The 17,805-nt window shown below is 66.3% G+C and carries 16 protein-coding genes; 10 read left to right on the top strand and 6 right to left on the bottom strand.

Annotation, left to right across the window (positions count from 1 at the left end; all coding sequences use genetic code 11):
* Positions 1 to 434: ABC transporter substrate-binding protein (locus U9979_RS23020; RefSeq protein ID WP_322780924.1), on the bottom strand; the 434-nt coding region annotated here is incomplete at its 3' end.
* Between the two features lie 384 nt (positions 435 to 818).
* On the opposite strand from U9979_RS23020, the gene U9979_RS23015 reads away from it, so the two are divergent.
* The gene (locus U9979_RS23015; protein WP_322780923.1) at positions 819 to 2,060 is read left to right on the top strand and encodes a sugar ABC transporter substrate-binding protein; all 1,242 of its coding nucleotides are present in this window, start codon (positions 819 to 821) and stop codon (positions 2,058 to 2,060) included.
* Positions 2,061 to 2,251: 191 nt separating this feature from the next.
* Positions 2,252 to 3,397: an acyl-CoA dehydrogenase family protein gene (locus tag U9979_RS23010; protein ID WP_322780938.1), complete on the top strand. Its 1,146-nt coding sequence runs from the start codon at positions 2,252 to 2,254 to the stop codon at positions 3,395 to 3,397.
* A 132-nt stretch (positions 3,398 to 3,529) separates the two neighbouring features.
* Here U9979_RS23010 and U9979_RS23005 read toward each other — a convergent pair whose 3' ends face one another.
* Entirely contained in the window at positions 3,530 to 4,288 is a 759-nt protein-coding gene (locus U9979_RS23005; protein WP_322780922.1) for a 3-hydroxyacyl-CoA dehydrogenase, read from the bottom strand.
* 100 nt (positions 4,289 to 4,388) lie between these two features.
* Positions 4,389 to 5,582, bottom strand: a complete 1,194-nt coding sequence (locus U9979_RS23000) for an acetyl-CoA C-acyltransferase (RefSeq protein WP_322751557.1) — start codon at positions 5,580 to 5,582, stop codon at positions 4,389 to 4,391.
* A 404-nt stretch (positions 5,583 to 5,986) separates the two neighbouring features.
* Between U9979_RS23000 and U9979_RS22995 the strand changes: the two genes are divergently transcribed.
* Entirely contained in the window at positions 5,987 to 6,892 is a 906-nt protein-coding gene (locus U9979_RS22995; protein WP_322780921.1) for a pentapeptide repeat-containing protein, read from the top strand.
* A gap of 686 nt (positions 6,893 to 7,578) precedes the next feature.
* On the opposite strand, the gene U9979_RS22990 is transcribed toward U9979_RS22995, so the two are convergent.
* Positions 7,579 to 8,982, bottom strand: coding sequence for an XRE family transcriptional regulator (locus tag U9979_RS22990; RefSeq protein ID WP_322752395.1), 1,404 nt, complete (start codon positions 8,980 to 8,982; stop codon positions 7,579 to 7,581).
* 557 nt (positions 8,983 to 9,539) lie between these two features.
* Here U9979_RS22990 and U9979_RS22985 point away from each other — a divergent pair.
* The 3 genes from U9979_RS22985 to U9979_RS22975 all read left to right on the top strand — a co-directional run bounded on the left by U9979_RS22985 (position 9,540) and on the right by U9979_RS22975 (position 12,055).
* Entirely contained in the window at positions 9,540 to 9,845 is a 306-nt protein-coding gene (locus U9979_RS22985; RefSeq protein ID WP_322750043.1) for a WhiB family transcriptional regulator, read from the top strand.
* Positions 9,842 to 10,204 carry a hypothetical protein gene (locus tag U9979_RS22980; RefSeq protein WP_322750039.1) on the top strand — a complete coding sequence of 121 codons (363 nt, stop codon included), beginning with the start codon at positions 9,842 to 9,844 and terminating at the stop codon, positions 10,202 to 10,204. The genes U9979_RS22985 and U9979_RS22980 overlap by 4 nt, the downstream gene beginning before the upstream one ends.
* Positions 10,205 to 10,780: 576 nt before the next feature.
* Positions 10,781 to 12,055: a bifunctional GNAT family N-acetyltransferase/ATP-binding protein gene (locus tag U9979_RS22975; protein ID WP_322750038.1), complete on the top strand. Its 1,275-nt coding sequence runs from the start codon at positions 10,781 to 10,783 to the stop codon at positions 12,053 to 12,055.
* A gap of 357 nt (positions 12,056 to 12,412) precedes the next feature.
* Here U9979_RS22975 and U9979_RS22970 read toward each other — a convergent pair whose 3' ends face one another.
* Positions 12,413 to 12,640: a hypothetical protein gene (locus U9979_RS22970; protein ID WP_322750037.1), complete on the bottom strand. Its 228-nt coding sequence runs from the start codon at positions 12,638 to 12,640 to the stop codon at positions 12,413 to 12,415.
* Positions 12,641 to 12,735: 95 nt separating this feature from the next.
* On the bottom strand, positions 12,736 to 14,118 hold the full coding sequence (locus U9979_RS22965; RefSeq protein ID WP_322780920.1) for a transcriptional regulator: 1,383 nt from the start codon (positions 14,116 to 14,118) through the stop codon (positions 12,736 to 12,738).
* A 188-nt stretch (positions 14,119 to 14,306) separates the two neighbouring features.
* On the opposite strand from U9979_RS22965, the gene U9979_RS22960 reads away from it, so the two are divergent.
* The 4 genes from U9979_RS22960 (at position 14,307) to U9979_RS22945 (ending at position 17,612) form a co-directional block, all read left to right on the top strand.
* Entirely contained in the window at positions 14,307 to 15,437 is a 1,131-nt protein-coding gene (locus U9979_RS22960; RefSeq protein ID WP_322750035.1) for a PP2C family protein-serine/threonine phosphatase, read from the top strand.
* Between the two features lie 9 nt (positions 15,438 to 15,446).
* Positions 15,447 to 15,755, top strand: coding sequence for a hypothetical protein (locus U9979_RS22955; protein ID WP_322780919.1), 309 nt, complete (start codon positions 15,447 to 15,449; stop codon positions 15,753 to 15,755).
* Positions 15,756 to 15,936: 181 nt separating this feature from the next.
* Complete coding sequence (locus U9979_RS22950; protein ID WP_322750033.1) at positions 15,937 to 17,274, top strand: ATP-dependent 6-phosphofructokinase; 1,338 nt, start codon at positions 15,937 to 15,939, stop codon at positions 17,272 to 17,274.
* Positions 17,275 to 17,378: 104 nt separating this feature from the next.
* A complete protein-coding gene (locus U9979_RS22945; protein WP_322752390.1) occupies positions 17,379 to 17,612 on the top strand; it encodes a zinc ribbon domain-containing protein in 234 nt (77 codons plus the stop codon).
* The last annotated feature ends 193 nt before the right edge of the window (positions 17,613 to 17,805 follow it).

Genomic DNA, 17,805 nt, shown 5'->3' with positions numbered 1-17,805 from the left:
GCCGCAACCGCCGGGATCCCCTGATTCTGCAGCCAGCTGCTGGTGTCGTCACTGGCGGCGAGCTGAACAATCCCGAAATCCTGTTCCTCGTTCACCAGGTTGCGGACCACGACAAGGTTCTGCTCCGGCCGGTTCTGGTCGTCGGCCCAGGCGTATGTTAGGTGGCGGCCGTTCACCCCGCCGCGTGCGTTCTCCGTCCCGATACGGGCGTCCACGCCGGCACGAAACGGCAGCAGCGTTGCGTTCGTTGTCCCGGTGTCCGGGTAGACAAGTCCGAACTTGAGCGTGTCAGCACTCACGCCCGGGTCGGCACACAGTTTCGCGGCATCCGCAGCCGAGTTCTTGCTTGATCCTCCGCAACCGACCAGTAAACCTAACGCGGCGACTCCGGCCAGCGCGATTCCGCGACGGCCACGGAACATAGAACGTGGCATCGGTGTACCTCTCCTTCTATCCTGGTAGGCCTATTGAGATGATCTTATGGTCTTCCCGTCCAGGCGGGCTGGCACGCTTTGTTGTCGGCCGGTCACCGGTCCTCCCGGGATGTCCGACCGGCCCGGCCGCTGCCCGTGGTCGCCGTGGTTCGGCGTCTGGCTGGGTTGTCATCGAGTGCTGCTCTGCTCTTCCGATTTTTCTGGTGAGTGGCTACTGTGGCCCTCTTCGCTGCCAATCTCAAGAAACACCGTTGAACGCTGCCGGCGCGGCGGGACAAGGCAGGCGGTTCCGTGGTACGGCAATGGCCGTGCCACGCCCCTGTCGCGGCGCACCCGAGTATGACAAGACACCGAATACCCAATTCAGTTCACTTGAAGGACAACGTGAAGACACGAAATTCTCTCTACTTGAACAATAATCGTGGCGGGCTCGCGGACCTTGCGCGAATTTTTACCAGGTCACGGTTAGGCCGGACCCGGAGGCACAGCGGGTTACGGTTGGTCGCGGGCGCCGCGACGGCGGCCTTTCTTGTGACCGCATGCAGCGGAGGGGCGTCTGACGGGGAGAGTGGTGGCCAGACCGGGACGTCCGGTGACGCGCTGATCGCGGCCCAGGCCGCCCAGGTCGAGGTGTCGAAGGTGCTGCGCAACCCCAGCGGCATCCTGCTCGACGCACCGCTGTCAAGGACGCCGCCCACAGGCAAGATGATCGCCGTAGTGGATTCCCCGACCGGCACGGGCCACGTGAAGAACCAGGGCATTGTCGATGGCGCGCGGGCGCTCGGGTGGCAGGCCGAAGTGATCCCCGTGGGCACGGGCGCCGAGGACGCGGCGGCCGCCTTTGACAAGGGGCTGGACATGCACCCTGATGCCGTCGTCTTCGCCGGTACCCCGGTGGCGCTGCTGAGCAAGCAGCTTGCCAGGGCCAAGGCGCTGAACATCCCCGTCCTGGCGGACAGCATCACCGACCCGATCCAGCCCGGGCTCATCTCGACGTCCCTGGACGGCGCGCCCCAGGTGGCAGAGTACGGCCGGCTTGCCGGTACCTACGTTGCGGCCACGAGCCGGGGCAAGGCGCACGTCGCCCTCTTCACGATCAGCGCCTTTCCGGTTCTCACCGTCTTCGCCAACAGCTTCAAGCAGGCACTCGTCTCAGCGTGTCCAGCCTGCAAGATCGTAGTTGTCAACCAGCAGGTCAGAGATCTCGGGACCAGGACCCCACAGAGTGTCGTGGAAACAATCAAGCGTGATCCGGACATTGACTGGGCGATCTTCTCGATCGGTGATCTGACGATCGGCGTGCCGGACGCGTTGCGGGCGGCCGGGCTGCAGGGCAAGGTCAAGATTGGCGGCGAGACCCCGACCACGGCCAACATTGAGGCATTGCGGGCCGGGACGGAGGAGGTCTGGACGGGTTTCGCCGCGACGATCCTCGGCTGGCGCGACGCCGACCTGCTCGCCCGCTATTTCAACGGCGACGACCTCGACCGGGCGAACCGGACGTTGCTGCCCACCCAGCTCATCACCAGGGACACCGTGGACGCGGCTGCGCTGGACTCGACCGGGTACTACGTGGGTTTCCCAGGTTACGTCGATGCCTTCAGACAGCTCTGGAAGGTCGGATAGTTCCGGAGTCCGCGTCACCGGCCGCCGGGCGCTCTTAGGATATGTCCGCTATCCTGAATCAGCCTGGCGGGTGGACGGCGTCGTGGCCGTGGCCGTGGCCGTGTCTCGCGCGATCGCGAACCCCGGCCCCGCGTCCCCGAACCAAGTGGGAGAGGTGGTGCAGGGTGGTCTCGGACCAGCTGCCGTCGTCGTTGTCGGCGTGCGTATATGACAGTGATCATGAGCTTTTCCGTGACGTGGTACGGGCTTTCATCGCACAGCGCGTGCTTCCGAACATCGATGCGTGGGAGCGGGCCGGTATCGTCGATCGGGCGATGTTCTCCGACGCCGGTGCGCAGGGCCTGCTCGGATTCGGTGTCGATGAGAAGTACGGGGGTCCCGGTATCGAGGATTTCCGGTTCAACGCGATCGTGGGGCAGGAATTCGGCCGTGCGCTGGTCTCTTCAGCGGGCCTCGGTCTGACCTTGCAGAATGACATCGTCCTGCCCTATCTGCTCGGCCTCGCCACGGACGAACAGAAGGCGCGCTGGCTTGCCGGTACGGTTTCGGGTGACACTGTCCTCGCGGTGGCCATGACCGAACCGGGTACCGGCAGCGACCTTGCGGGTATCCGGACTCGCGCGGTCCGCGATGGTGACGTCTACGTGGTCAACGGAGCAAAAACCTTCATCTCCTCCGGTCAGCATGCTGACCTCGTGGTAACCGCCGTACGTACTGCCGACGATCCGCACCGTGGGCTGTCGCTGCTCGTCATCGAGCGCGGGATGGCGGGTTTCGAACGGGGCCGTAACCTGGAGAAGATCGGTCTGCATGCGCAGGACACCAGCGAGCTGTCCTTCATCGACGTCCGGGTGCCGGTCGCCAACCTTCTCGGGGAGGAGAACCGCGGGTTTTATGCCCTGGTCGGCAACCTGCCGCAGGAGCGGCTGTCCATAGCGGTCACCGGGCTGGGCGTGGCGGAGGGCGTGCTCGCCCAAACCCTGGTCTATGTGAAGGAGCGCACCGCCTTCGGCCAGCCGATCGGGTCCTTCCAACACAGCAGGTTCGTCCTGGCGGAGCTGGCGACCGAGGTCGACATCGCCCGTACGTTCATCCTCGACTGTCTGGTGGAGCATCTGCGTGGCGAACTCAGTGCCGCGCGTGCGGCCAAGGCGAAGTACTGGGTCACCGACCTTCAGTGTCGGGTTTCCGACCGTTGCCTGCAGTTGCACGGAGGGTACGGCTATATGCGTGAGTATCCGGTTGGCAGGGCCTTCGTCGATTCCCGGGTTCAGACGATCTACGGTGGGACCAATGAGATCATGAAGGAGATCATCGGTCGGGATCTCGGTTTGTGACCAGCTGTGGGCGTTGCGGGTGCGGTTCACCCAGGTTTTCGCCTCGCGGCCCCGGGGGCCCGGGATGGGTGGGCGACGGTGTTCGCGGACACCGCCGCCTGTCTCACCCCGGGACAGCCGGTGATCGGCTGGTCAGCGAGGGGCCATCCGGATGGCGCCGTCAAGACGGATGACCTCACCGTTGAGCATCGGGTTGGCGATGATGTGCTCGACCAGCGCGCCGTACTCGTCGGGGTCGCCGAGGCGGTTGGGGTGGGGCACCTGGCGGCCGAGCGAGGCCTGCGCCTGCGCCGGAAGGCTCGCGAGCATCGGTGTGGCGAACAGACCCGGGGCGATGGTCACTACTCTGATCTGCTTGTCCGCGAGGTCGCGGGCGAGCGGCAGGGTCATGCCGACGACACCCCCCTTGGAGGCGGAGTAGGCGGCCTGTCCGATCTGGCCCTCGAACGCGGCGACCGACGCGGTACACACGACCACGCCACGCTCACCCGTGATGGGCTCGTTGCGAGCCATCCGCTCGACGGCAAGTCTGATCACGTTGAACGTGCCGATCAGATTGATCGTGACCGTGCGGGTGAACGTCTCCAGCGGCATCACGCCGGTCTTGCTGAGGATCCGGGCCGGCGGTCCGATCCCGGCGCAGTTCACCACGACGCGCAGGTCGCCCAGGCTGTCGGCGACATCGAGCGCGGCGGAGACCTGCTCGGAGTCGGTGACGTCCGCGGGCGCGAAGGTGGCCTTGCCGAGATCGGCGGCGGCCTGCTCACCACCTGATGTGGGCAGGTCCAGCAGCACGACGCTCGCGCCCGCGCTCACGAGACGACGGGCTGTCGCGAACCCGAGCCCGGACGCTCCCCCTGTGATCACAGCGATGCCGCCGGCGATATCCATCTGTCCGAGTCCTCTCCTGTTTCGTTCGTGCCGTTGCCGTTCCTATTGCCGTTCCTATTGCCGTTCCTATTGCCGCTGCGACTGCCGCTGCCGGGCGCTCTTACAGCCGCTCGATGATGGTCGCGTTGGCCATACCGCCGCCCTCGCACATCGTCTGCAGGCCGTACCTGCCGCCCGTTGCTTCCAGATAGTTGACCAGCGTCCCCAACAGGCGGGTACCGGATGCGCCGAGCGCGTGCCCGAGGGCGATCGCGCCGCCACGAGGGTTGAGTTTCGCCGGATCGGCGGCGAGATCGTGTGCCCAGGCCAGCGGTACGGGTGCGAACGCCTCGTTGACCTCATAGGCGTCGATGTCGTCGATGGTCAGACCGGCTCGCGCGAGGACCTTCTGGGTTGCCGGGATGGGGCCGGTGAGCATCAGCATCGGGTCGTCACCAACCACCGAGAACGCGTGGAAGCGGGCGCGTGGGCGCAGGCCGAGCTCATTGGCGGTCTGCTCGCTCATGATCAGCGCAGCGGACGCCGCGTCCGTGAGCGGGGAGGAGTTCCCAGGGGTGATCTTCCAGTCGATGTCGGGGAACCGTGCCCTCATGTCCGCGGTGGCGAAGGAGGGCTTGAGGGCTGCGAGCCCCTCGGCGCTCGTGCCCGCCCGCACGGTCTGGTCGACCAGATGCGTGCCGGTTGTGCCATCCGGCGCGGGTGCCGTCACCGCCACGACCTCGTTGTCGAACGCGCCCGCAGCCGCGGCGTCGGCGGCGCGCTGGTGAGAGGCCGCCGAGTAGGCGTCGAGAGCCTCGCGGTCGAGCTTCCACTTCTTGGCAATCAGCTCGGCTGCGACGCCCTGGTTGACCAGGCCCTGAGGGTAGCGGGCGTGGAGTCCCGCGTCCTGCGGGTCCTGGCCGATGGTCGGCGTGCCCATCGGAATGCGGCTCATCGACTCGACGCCACACGCGATCACGATGTCGTAGGCACCGGCGATCACACCCTGCGCACCGAAGTGCGCGGCCTGCTGACTGGAGCCGCACTGGCGATCGACTGTTGTCGCCGGCACGGTCTCCGGAAATCCCGCGGAGAGCACGGCGTTCCGGGTGATGTTCGAGGACTGCTCACCCACCTGCTGGACACATCCGCCGATGACATCCTCGACTCGTGCCGGGTCGAGGCCATTGCGTTCGATCAACGACCGAAGCACGGTCGCGAGCAACGCAACCGGGTGTACCCCGGACAGGGCGCCGCCCGGCTTGCCTCGTCCGGACGCGGTCCGAACGACATCAACGATGACAGCGTTGTTCATGAATTTCCCTCCGGGCGGGCTCTGGTCGGCCAGCGGCTGCGCGATCCCGATCCTGCTCGCGCGGCAGGAGGCCCTGAACAATCAAGGAAGTCGCCGGGCGTGGTCACAACGAACCGCTCGCCGACCTCTGTCGTCAGTGGACTACCGAGCCCATCGTCATCCACCGGACATTACGCGGTCAAAAAACCGGAATTTTTGGTAGGTTAAAGACCTTTTTATCCTGATTTTTGGATCCGGGATTTCCACGTGTGCGACGGTCGGGTCCGGGGGAGTCGGCGGCACGGCAGCCGGCCCCGAGCCGAGGTGTCGTCCCGTGGTCACGACGGGGACGGCTGCCTCCGTCGTCGCGTAGAACATCAGTTATGCATGGGCGCGGTGACCGATGGTGGCGGCTGGGGCCGGCGGTGGTGGGGTTGGTTGTGCTGATCGGCTTGGCGGTGTTGTGGGTGCAGGCGCCGATCTTCTACCCGCCGCCGGCCGACGGTCGGGCACCGGCGATCGCGACCACTCGTACCGGGATCGTCATCGCGGGTGCCGCATTGATCATATTTGCTGGTCTGATGATGAGCCTTGCCGAGATCCGCCGGGCCGCCACCCGGGCGACCGAGAGAGATCGACAGGTGGCTGAGCGGCAGCTGGCCGGACAATTGATCGAGCGTTACACCCGAGCGGTCAACCAGCTGGGCTCGGACACGGCGGACGTGCGTCTCGGCGGGATCTATGCTCTCGAGCGGCTCGCGGGGGGTTTTCCCGAGGAGCAACCCGCCGTGGTCGAGATGCTGTCGGCGTTCGTCCGCGAGCACACGCGCCTCGGTCGGCCCGGCAACCGGCGGTGCAAGAGCGCGGCCGACGGACCGGAGACCGACATCCAGGCTGCGATCAACGTACTGGGTCGGCTCCCGGCGCGGGACGGGGTCCTGCGTGCCGATCTGACCGGCGCGGACCTGGCCGGTGCCCGGTTGGACCGTGCGAATTTCACCCGTGCGCGACTTGACGGCGTGAACCTCGCCGGCGCCCGGCTGGTTGAGGCGAACCTCACGCGGGCCGGGCTGGTCGGGGTGAACCTGCGCACCGCCCGTCTCGACGGGGCGGATCTGACCGGAGCTCTGCTGGACAGGGCCAACCTCACCGATGCCCGGTTGGAAGGGGCCGACCTCACCGGCGCATGGCTGGACGGCGTGGATCTCACCGGCGCGGTGCCGCTGACACAGGAACAACTTGAGGCTGCCCACGGGGATGCCGCGACGGTCCTGCCGGTGGGGTTCACCCGGCCGACCTCCTGGCCCGAGGCGATAACCGTCCTGCTCTGACCGGGAACCTCCGGCTGGTCTGGATCGGATGGCTGCGAGTCGGACAGAAGATCCAAAACGCGCTCTGAGTGCCGACTCGCGGATCCCGGCAGCGGCTGAATACCTCGTTAGCACCGGATACCCGGTCGACACCCGTCGGTCGACGCTGCGGGCATTGCGCAGTGCGTTCCGGTGGACGTGACCTAGCTATCAGTTTCGCGACAGCTTGGTCGGGAAATCATGTGTGGTGAGCGGCGCGGCCCCGATCGCGACTCTGTCGGTCGCCTGTCGCCGGGTGCGATCGCCATGCGGGCGAGATGCGGGCGAGAGGTCGCCATTGGTCCGGCGTTCCGGGGGTATTTAACGCTAGGTAATGATGGTTACGATCCGAGATTGAGTGGATGCCCTGTGGAAGCAGCCTGAAAGATCCTTTTTCGGCTGCTGCTGGAATCGACGGCCAGAGCATCGCGGGCATTTGCTTCCAGTCGGACTCGGATTGATGTGAAAATGTGGCGAGAGTCATACGCATGCCCGGCATTGCAAAGATCGTTTAAATGTGTCCTAATCGGACATTAGCCGCAAAAAGACAAGAGGCAGCCGAGGCGGTGATCCCGTCCCGGCTGCCTCGGCTGCCTCTTGTGTGCGGTGTCCCGTGCTGGAACCGCGGAGCCGGTCCCGCGTTGCGGTGACCGGGTGGAGCGTTGGCGTCAGGCTGCGCCGACGGCGGTCAGGGCGACCCGGGCGTGATCGGTGAGATCGGCGGCCCCTGCGCACCCGGTCCGTTCGATCTCACGGCAGAGCGTCGCGACGTCCCGGCCGGCCATTCCGGAGTCGAGAAGAGCAGCCTGCTCCACGGCCTGATGCCCGAGCTGAATAGCGGCGTCGGCATCGCCGGCCTGGACGTGCGCCACACCGAGTCTGGTCATGGCTTCCACCCGGGCGCGTGGGAAATCACCGGCCAGCCCGTCCGCGGCATTGTCCAGGTACGGAATCGCCGCGGCTCCGTCACCGCTGGCCAGTAGCGCTTCACCAGCGAAAAGTGAAATGCAGGACGGGACGCACCAATAGATGTGCGGAGGATCCTCCGCCGGCTGCGACTGGCTGATGAGATGAACCGCGTCCTCGGCCGTCCTGGCTGCGGTGGTACTTTCGCCGGCACGGCCGTACGCGAGAGCCAGCGCGCCGGAGATTGCCGCCTTCTCGGTGGCCGTCATCGCCGCCCGGGCCCCGGCCTGAGCCGACCGGAGCATGGTGACGGCGTCATTCGGGTCGCCATACCATGCCGCCTGCTCAGCCATGCAACGCAGGATGTTGGCACCGAGCGCGGGTTGGCCGGCCTCGCCGGCGGCCCGTAGCGCGACCATCCACAGGCGCTGGGCGCCGCCGTGGTAGCCGCTGTCGAACGCTGCCCACCCGGCCAGGCGGGCCAGCTCAGCCGCGACGGCGTACAGCCGTGCCTCGTGGGCGTGGCCGTACAGGGCGGTCCGCAGGACGCGTACGGCGACCCGCAGCTCCGCCATGGAAAGCTCGTATATGTCATCTCCTCCTAGAACGTCATCCATCTTGCGAAGCGTGTCGACCCGCCGCTCGAAACCCGCGACGAGCGAGTCGTTCACGCGCTTTCCTTCGAGCGCCGCGGCAAGCCCGGCTGAATCGGTCATGAGCCAGTGATGTGCGACCGAGGTCAGCGCCACGCCGGACACGCTGAGAAATTTCCGCCGTTCCATGTTGGCGGTCACCTCCTCGAACCCGACGGCCAACCCGTCAGGTCTCCATAGAAGGTCGAGATCGGCGTCTGCCCATCGAGCCTCCCCATCGTCAACTGAATTCGACATGAGTGCCAGAGCCCCGGTTTCGGGCCCGGTGTAGTCGCACGCCCAACCGAGGGCGACGACATTGGTGCAGTAATAGCGGGATAGTAGATCACAGTGTTCCCAGCTCGGGCGTTTGCCGCCCTCGTACTCTGAGAGGCGCTGCGCGGTCAACGCATCCCATGGTCTACCGATGTCCTCGGCGAGACTCCGGATCTCGTCCGCTGCCCGCGCCAGAGACAGGCCGCGGATCTGGCGTGCATGCTGCAACGGACCGATGGTAACCCTTCGAGGAGGCATCTGACCTTCTCCCATTTGGCCGTCATGTCAAGGCATGTACTCGGAACGTAGCCAACCCCCCCTCCGGAGTCTAAGGACCCGAGGTCACCTGTGGTGAGTCGTTCTTCCTGGTCGGTCCGCGGCGGGGCACCTTGATTCTCGCCGGATTACGTCCCGGCCGGTATTCGCCGGCACCGTATGCGACCTCCGCCGGGTGCCGGGTCCTCGCGACTCAGGTGTACGCGGAGTATCCGGACGGTGATCGTGCGGATCTGCGAACTGCCGCCCCGATGTCACTGGAAACCCTGATTCCCAGCACTTCGAACGAATGGCGGCGACGGGACGTTGTACCTCAGCCTTTATTCATGAGTCCCTGGCGTCGGCCCAGGTCATATTCCCCGTTCACTGGTTCTGAAACATTGCGAGTAGACACTCACTGGGGCCGGTCGTACGCTTCTGTTCGATTTAGTCTTCATGTCGACGCGACCACGGGACGGTGTCGGATGAGCAGAAGAGTTCTTGTATTGGACGCGGCTGGCGAGCTGCGCGGCCAGTTCGAGGACATGAACACCGCATATATGTGGCGTCATGTTCGGGCACAGGAGCCGCAGTCCCCAGAGGATTTGGAAGTTTGGCGGCAGCGCAGCGCCTGCCGGGATGAGGACCCGGAGTTGTTCTTCCCGGTGGGTACCACCGGGCCGGCACGGCGCCAGCTGGAGGAGGCCAAGGCCGTCTGCCGGCGCTGTCTGGTGATCCGCGAATGCCTGAACTGGGCGCTCGACACCGGCCAGGATGCCGGGGTTTGGGGCGGTTTGGACGAGGATGAGCGTCGAATCCTGCGCCGTCAGCTCGTGAGCGCTCCCGCTCCCCGGGTGCCACAGTGATCACGAAGACGTTGCCGAGGGCCGTCTCGCCGGTGTTGCTGGCCTGCGCGATGGCGGATTGGCAGCATGCCGCGGCTCGCCTGTGGATCGCCGCACGCGAATATGCCGAGGCTGTGACCTCGGAGAGCGATGTCATGACATCCCTTGCACGGCTGATCGCGGACGGTGCGCCGGAAGGAGAGATTCACCAAGCGCGGGCACTGCTGGCCCATCTGATGGCTATTCGCGCAGAGGCCGGGTGCAGGCTGGGACTGACCGGGCTGCCGGACGAACTCGCTCGTGCGGGCCGCGACCTGCTGTCGGCCGCTCCTCTCGCGCGCAAGCACGCGATCCCCCGGCCGCGCGAGGGCGCTGCCTGATGATTGGACTCCGTGGGACGGCGACAACGGCTGTCGGTCGTCCGCGAGTGCGGGGCAGCGCACCCCGAGGAATGTTCCGTCGAGGTTTCGCCGCATTGACGCGGTGGTGTCGCAACGCGGTCGACCGGCGTACCCGACGCCCGACAACTGTTTCTGCAACGAACTGGTCGGCGCTGCGCCGGTGTTACCTCGGCCGCATCCCCGAGGCTACCGAGAACCCGATCGAAAATCGTCGGAACATAACATCGCGTGGGTCTCCGCCGGGCAGGGCACGGCCTCCGGAGGCGCGAAAAGAGTCATGATCACGCCTTCCTCGGTCTGCAGCTGAGGTCCGCGTGGTCGGAAAAGCTCCCCGGCGCGGTGGCTGACAACAGTCGCGACCCCCGGGTGAGACCCCGGCGCGGGCCATTTACCGCTCCCCTCCGCGGCGCAATGGCCCGCGCCGGCTGGTTAGCTCCTTTCGAGCCTGCGCTGCGGGCTCCTTGCCGCTGCCCGAGTGGTAACACGAGTGGAAACGACGCGACAGGTAACTGACCCGTACTTGCGCACGAGTGACACGAGTGAAAGGAGTCGGCCATGACCAACTGGCATGTACGGTCCTACGACACCACCGATCACACCGCCACGGTTCAACTGCTTGAGGAGGTCAGATCTGACGCGGAAGGGCCGTCGTTTGATCTGACGGACACGGTTCTCGCGTTGCGCGAGGACACTCCCGCTGTCGTCGCCGTCACACCCGACCAGTGCGTCGGCGTTGCGGTCGGGAAATATGAACGAGGACACGCTCGGGTCCTTGCGCTGGCAATCTCGCCCGCATGGCGATACCGGGGCATCGGGTCCGCGCTCCTGCAGGCGCTGGAGAATCAGCTCATTCACGCCGGTCACCGCCGCATCACCACGCTGCTCGGGCCGGGCCAGTTCGGGGAACTAGCCTTCCGGAACAGGGGATTCGCCAAGACCGGGCTCACGCTCTATGAGAAGTACGAGCCGCTGCGGCCGGTTGACGTCACGACCGTGGAGCGCTGGGGCGGTACCCTGCTCACCGCGGCGGAATGGCACAGTCTGGCCGGGATGGCCGAGGGCAAGAAACTGGTGGAACAGCGCCTGCTCCTTCCCATCAAGGAAAACGAGCTGGCCGAGACGTACGGGGTGGTCACACCGACGACCATGCTTCTGTTCGGGCCGCCGGGCACCGGGAAGACGTCGTTCGCGCGGGCCGTGGCGGCGCGCCTGGAATGGCCGTTCGTGGAACTTCTGCCATCCCGGCTGGTCGCGACCGGCGGCGGCAACCTGGCCGGCGAGCTGCGCACGGCCATCACCGAGCTCATGCAGGTCGAACGGGTCGTGGTCTTCATCGACGAGGTGGACGAGATCGCGCAGTCCCGGGACGCGGTCGGGCCGGAGAGCCAGTCCGTGGTGAACGAGCTGCTGAAGGCCATCCCGCAGTTCCGCGGCGCCCCGGGGCGTCTGTTGATCTGTGCGACGAACTCGATCGCGGCGCTGGACCCGGCGTTCATCCGACCTGGCCGCTTCGACCTTGTTCTTCCGGTCGGGCCGCCGGACGCGCCCGGCCGCCGCCTGCTGCTCGACAGGTTCCTCGAGCGGATCGACAACAAGCAGGTCGACATCGAACCGGTTGTCGCGGCCACCGAGCTGTTCACCCCGGCCGATCTTGCTTCTGCCGTGCAACGCGCGGTGGCGGCGGCATTCCACCGCGCGGTCGACAAGGGTGAGCGCCTGCCGGTGACCACCGAAGACCTCCTGGCGGCGGCGCGTTCGTCGCGGCCGACCATCAGCGCCGACGAGCTTGACCGCTTCCGCTCAGACGCCAGGGCCTTCACCCGCAGCTGAAGCTTCCGCCACTGCTGCCCCAGGGCCTGTCTGATGGATATTGGTCGATGCGGGCGATGATCCAGAAGGAGGCCCGCAAGGCGGAGGAGGAGCCGATAGCGGTGTTCTATCGGTGACGACGACAACGCGGCGAGGCGCCTTCTGGGCATCGCCGTTGGGGTCTCCGTTGTCTGCATTGACCCCGATGGTGCACAGTTGATGTGTTCATGTCTACTAGCACCAGTTGTTGTTGTGTTTTGCATGTCTTGCTGTTGGTTTTTGCTGTACCGAGGGGATCGTGCGGACGGGGAGCGTCGAGATGACCATGGCTGTGCAGGCTCACCAGGTTGGGTGAGCCTGCACAGCCGCTGCTTGCGGCTACTTCCCGCCGGTGTCGGACAGCAGGGTCAGCGCGTAGGCCGCCCGGAAGTACTTGTTCGTGCCCAGGTCCGAGATGGTTTTGACGTTCAGTGCCTGATTGAGCAGTTTTCCGTCATCATCGGTCACTCCGGCGAGCGCGCTCACCGGCGCGCGGAGCACCTCGCTGAGGCTCTTGTTCTCCCAGTTCTTGTCCAGCTGCGTGTCAAGGTCTGCGCTGATCGGCATGTTCTGGTTCCCCTTCTCCGGAGGCTGGCCCGTGCGACTACGAGTCTGCGCCGGCGGCGGGGAGATCGCCGGGCGTGCCGGGTCGCCGGGCGCTCTTATCTCTTGAACCCGGCCACCGGGTTGAGCAGGACGTCGCGGTGGCGCCAAGCCAGGCGGAGCAGAGCCGCACCGGCCGGCTGCATGGGTTCGGTGCCGGTCTCGGTCTCGGTGCCGGTCTCGGTGCCGGCGTAGCGCTCGACGGTCTCGGCTGTGAACGGGATGCCCGTGACCGCACCGCTGCCGTCGGACCGGGTGCCGATCACATGACCTTCGGTGTTGGTCGTGACGAGGTTCGCGAACAGCGTGTCGAAGACGTCCGCATCGAAGACCGCGGCTTGGAGCATGTCCACGACGAGCGTGAGGGGGTCGACGCCGGTCCCGAGCCAGAACACCCGCAGCTGGCCGGCGGTTCGAGCCTGCGCCAGGGCGCGGTACAGGGGCCAACTGTCGTAGTCGAGCGGTGCCGTGTCGGTACCGTAGGACTCGTCCGTGCCGAGCAGTTCCTCGGACAGCTCCCGGACGGTTGCCCGCCACAGGTCAAGGTCGTTGGCCTCGTTCCAGGCCGCGTCCGCGGACGGCTGGAACATGCCGACGGGCATCACCTGGTAGAGCCCGCCCCCGCTGGCGACCTTGGCCGGGTCCCGCCAGTGCAGCGGGAAGCTCGCCTGTCCTGATGTGGGGTCACGGCGCAGTACCAGGGTACTGATCGCTGGGAGCAGCGGGCGCCGCCCGCCGTCGAACGGGTCGCCGATGAGCTGGCGCCACGGCAGTTCCGGCCAGCTGACAGGCGGAAGGACCGGTCGTGACCCGCCGGACATCTCACCGGACATCTCACCGGACATCTCACCGGACATCTCACCGGACATCTCGCCGGGCGGCGGTGCCGATCCCACGTCGGTGACCCTGGCCAGGACGGCCCCGGCAAGTTCGTGCGCTGCGGCTTCGCAGATGTTGATGACGTCGAAGTAGGAACCCGGGGCGAACATCAGGCGCCACGGGCTCCCGCCGGCGGGCGGTTCGAGGCCGACGAGCCGGTAGGTCGTGCGGTTCTCCAGCAACCGAGGTGGGTCGAGCGCAGTCAGCGCGTGGGCGTAGGTGGCGAATGATTGTCCCTGTTGTTCTGGTTCTCCCGTTGGTGGCGGGCTCGCTCGCAGGGCCGCGGTCTCGGGTTCGGTTCCGTTGACCTCGCCCGGCGCCACGTCGGTTGTCCACCCCACCTCGACCTCTGCCAGGGGGACGGCCCGGTCCGGGATCCACCCCGGCGGCGCGAGCAGGGGTGTACCAGCCACCCGTGCCGACGGCGGGTACAGCTCACCGGCGAGCCGGGTCAGCCGGTGGCGGTGGCTGTTGAGGAACCGTCGGACGGTCCGCCACTGTTCGTGAGCGACCTGGCTGTCCCGGTCATCCACGCCTTGCCGTGGCCGTTCTGTCCCCTGCACGGGCCGATCCTCTCCCACCCGCGGATCCTCCTCTCCCACCCGCGGATCCTCCCCTCCCACCGGTGGATGGCGGTCCGGGACGCCCTCGCGGTTTTGGTGGGAGCCGCGGCACAAGTAGCGTTCCACTGGTGGTCGTATTGTGGTCAACGGCGCTTCCTCGTTCGTTGGTTGTGGGCATGATGAGGACAATGCGGACACGTGGAAGCGCGGTCGTGGCGGCTGACGGAGGTCTGCCCGGCCTGCTGGGCCTGCTCGTGGTCGCCGATGTCGTCATCCCCGGGATCAACCTGACTGGCTTCTACGGGCTGGTGCCCTTGATCGCCTCCGCTACCGGCTCAACGGTGGTCACCGTTGCCGTCGGGCTCGCGGCGGTTGCCGCTGCCGTGGCATCGGGCACGTGGGACCATCGGTTCGGTACCGGGCAGCATGTCGCCGCGTGCGTGCTGGTCACCGTCCAGGCCGCGGTTGCGGTCTACGTTGCGGTGACAAGGCAGCACAGGGAACGGGAGCTGGGACGCGTCCGCGTCGTGGCCGAGGTGGCCCAACGCGCGCTGCTACCGGTGGTACCCGCCACCGTCAACGGGGTCGCGTTCGCCGCTCGATACCTGTCCGCCGCGGCCGAGACCCTTGTCGGTGGGGACCTCTACGAGGTCGTGACCGCATCGGGCGGCACCCGAATGATCATCGGGGATGTGAAGGGCAAAGGCCTACCCGCGGTCCGGCTGACCACGGTCGTCCTGGGTGCGTTCCGTGAGGGAGCCGCCAACCACCCGGAGCTCGAGGGGATTGCCGGGGCCTGCGCCCGGGCGGTTTCGCGAGAAGCGGGCGCCGAGGACTTTGTCACGGCCCTGCTCGTCGACATCCATTCGGACGGGACGTTGCGGTTGATCTCTGCTGGGCATCCACCGCCGATCCTGTTGTCCGGAGAGTCGGCGTACCCGCTGGCGATCATCGATCCCAGCCCCCCGCTGGGTATTGCCGAGGACTTCACGGCGACCATCAGCAGCTGGGCTCCGGGTGACCGGTTGCTGCTGTTCACCGACGGCCTGATCGAGGCACGTGACAGCAGGCGGGCGTTCTTCAGCCTCAATGACCACCTTGCGGAGCTGACAGCGGTCACTCTTGACACGGCGCTGGACGCGCTGGTTGCTCATCTGCACCGTCATGTCGGCGGGAAGCTGCACGACGACCTCGCCCTGCTCATCGCCGAACGGTTGCCCGCACCCGACCGCGCGACCGCGGCAGTCGGTGGGACGCCGGTGACCGCGACCGGATCAGCGTTCTCCGTTTCCCGCCCCGATTCCCTCACCGAAGGATGACCGGATGACGTGTCGGTACCCGCGGGCGGCGTCCGGTCGGCATCGTACAGCGAACGTTCAGTAATCGATCTCACTCTTTGCGGGTTTGGGGCACGTCGCCACGCCGGGCTGACCGGGGCGGTCGCGTCCGGCGGCGGCATGAACACCGACGACGACCTGCGGCTGGTCGCTGAGCCGACGCCGACCGGCGGTGCCGGTCGGGCTGACCCGGGTTCGTGGCATGTCCGGCCGGTAAAGTACGGGTTTCGGTTGGCGCACCATTCGGGCGGGTTCACGATCCAAGTCATCGGGGTTGGCGACCTGGCCGGTACTGTTTGACACGAGTGGGCGAGAAAGGAGATTTGACAATCGTGGTGTGTCCCACCCGGAAATCTCTGTTTCACGTCGGTAACCGGGCTGGTCCGCCGGCTGGCCGGGAACGGCGCGGTCACCGGGCGGAGTCGAGAGCTCCCGGCTCCCTCCCGCTTGCGTCGGCGGCGGTCCCAGGGATGCGTTACTGATGGCTGATGGTCCAGATCTTTCCGTAAGGACGCTGGGGCCCTGTCGGATCACGTCGCCGCTGGCGCCGTTGATCGGTGACAAGCGAACGACCCAGCATTATGTGGACGAGGATGACCGTGTTCTTCTCGACGACACGTTGTCCATGGTTGCACAACGTGATATGCCCGTCGACGCTCTCCCCGGATTCGAGCCGGCCGGGCCCCGGCGAAAGATTTTCTTTGATCCGTCCAAGACCCGGGTCGGAATTGTCACCTGTGGGGGGTTGTGTCCCGGTCTGAACGACGTCATCCGTGGCCTGGTGTTCGAATTGACCTCGCACTACGGCGTCACCAGAATCTTCGGTTTCCGCAACGGATACCAGGGGTTCATCGCCCAGTACGGCCACAGCGTCCTGGACCTGACCCCCGAGCTCGTCGGCACCATCAACGAGAACGGTGGAACAATCCTCGGAACCTCACGCGGGCAACAGGACCCGGAGGAGATCGTTGACTGCCTGGAACGGATGAGCATCACCATTCTGTTCGTCGTCGGCGGTGACGGCTCGCTGCGCGGCGCGCTTGAGCTTGCCCGGATCGCGCGCGAACGAGGTGACAAGATCGCTATTGTCGGCGTCCCGAAGACGATCGACAACGACATTCCCTACATCGACCAGAGCTTTGGTTTTCAGACGGCGTTCGGGAAGGCGGCCGAGTCGATACGGGCTGCGCACGTCGAGGCGACGTCCTCGCCCAACGGCGTCGGCGTGGTGAAGCTCATGGGCCGGCATTCGGGATTTCTGGCCTGTTACGCGTCGCTGGCGAACAGCGACGCGGACGTGGTGCTCATCCCTGAAGTGCCCTTCGCTTTTGACGGTGACGGTGGGCTCCTGAACTTCCTGCACAGGCGGGTCGAGGAGCGGGGCCACGCCGTCGTCGTCGTCGCGGAAGGCGCCGGCCAGGAACTTCTCGCGCAGGAGGAGCAGGGCCGGGCGCCGCAGGGCAGCGACGCCTCGGGCAACATCAAGCTCCGGGACGTCGGCCAGCTCCTGACCAGGCGGGTCACGGAACATTTCGGCGCGGTGGACATCGAGCTGAATCTGAAATACATCGATCCGAGTTATGTGATCCGCAGCGTACCGGCCAATCCCTACGACAGCGTGTACTGCATCCGGCTGGCGCACGCCGCGGTCCACGCGGCGATGTCCGGCCGTACCGAGATGGTGGTCGGCCGGTGGCGTCGCAGGTTCGTGCACGTCCCGATTCCGCTGGCTATCAGTCACCGCAGTCAGGTTGATCCCGCCGGCGACCTCTGGCTGTCGGTCCTGGAGGCTACCGGCCAGCCGGTTCGCTTCGGCTGACCACCGGATCGCGTGTTCGATGCGGGCCGGTCTACGTGGGCCGTTCGACGTAGGCCGGTCTACGTGGGCCGGTCTACGTGGGCCACTCGACGTAGGCTGAGAGCGTGCCTGCCTATGAATACCGTTGTCGTACCTGCGACACCAGCTTCGAGGTGCGACGTGGTATCACCGAAACAGCCGCTGTTAGCACGCCGTGTCCGACTGGTCACGCCGATACCAGCCGGGTGTTCACCGCGGTCGCGGTGACCCGCGCGGGTTCGTCGCCGGCTTCCGGGTCGGCTTCGCTGCTGCCTGCCCCGTCGGGTGGCGCCTGCTGCGGCGGTGGCTGCTGTACCTGACTCGGCGCTGTATGGCCCGATGGGCTCCCGCGAAGAACTTCGCGGGAGCCCATCGCTTTTGCCGGATTATCGTGCTCTCAGTTTATTTTGGACTATATTTCCCTTATCTGTCGGTATTTTCGATTTAGTCTTTTTGTGCGTCAGGCCCCTGTCGTCGGTTGCTCTAAGCTTGATTTTTAACCTGCTTGACCTG

The organism is Protofrankia sp. Cas4, from assembly GCF_963555915.1.
Taxonomy (GTDB): Bacteria; Actinomycetota; Actinomycetes; order Frankiales; family Frankiaceae; genus Protofrankia.
This window is presented reverse-complemented; position numbering and strand designations above follow the sequence as displayed.

Coding starts and splice junctions, on each gene's coding strand:
- U9979_RS23005 (WP_322780922.1), bottom strand. CDS start 4,288: ATGGATATCGCCGGCGGCATCGCTGTGATCACAGGGGGAGCGTCCGGG.
- U9979_RS23000 (WP_322751557.1), bottom strand. CDS start 5,582: ATGAACAACGCTGTCATCGTTGATGTCGTTCGGACCGCGTCCGGACGA.
- U9979_RS22990 (WP_322752395.1), bottom strand. CDS start 8,982: ATGCCTCCTCGAAGGGTTACCATCGGTCCGTTGCAGCATGCACGCCAG.
- U9979_RS22985 (WP_322750043.1), top strand. CDS start 9,540: ATGTGGCGTCATGTTCGGGCACAGGAGCCGCAGTCCCCAGAGGATTTG.
- U9979_RS22975 (WP_322750038.1), top strand. CDS start 10,781: ATGACCAACTGGCATGTACGGTCCTACGACACCACCGATCACACCGCC.
- U9979_RS22970 (WP_322750037.1), bottom strand. CDS start 12,640: ATGCCGATCAGCGCAGACCTTGACACGCAGCTGGACAAGAACTGGGAG.
- U9979_RS22960 (WP_322750035.1), top strand. CDS start 14,307: ATGCGGACACGTGGAAGCGCGGTCGTGGCGGCTGACGGAGGTCTGCCC.
- U9979_RS22950 (WP_322750033.1), top strand. CDS start 15,937: ATGGCTGATGGTCCAGATCTTTCCGTAAGGACGCTGGGGCCCTGTCGG.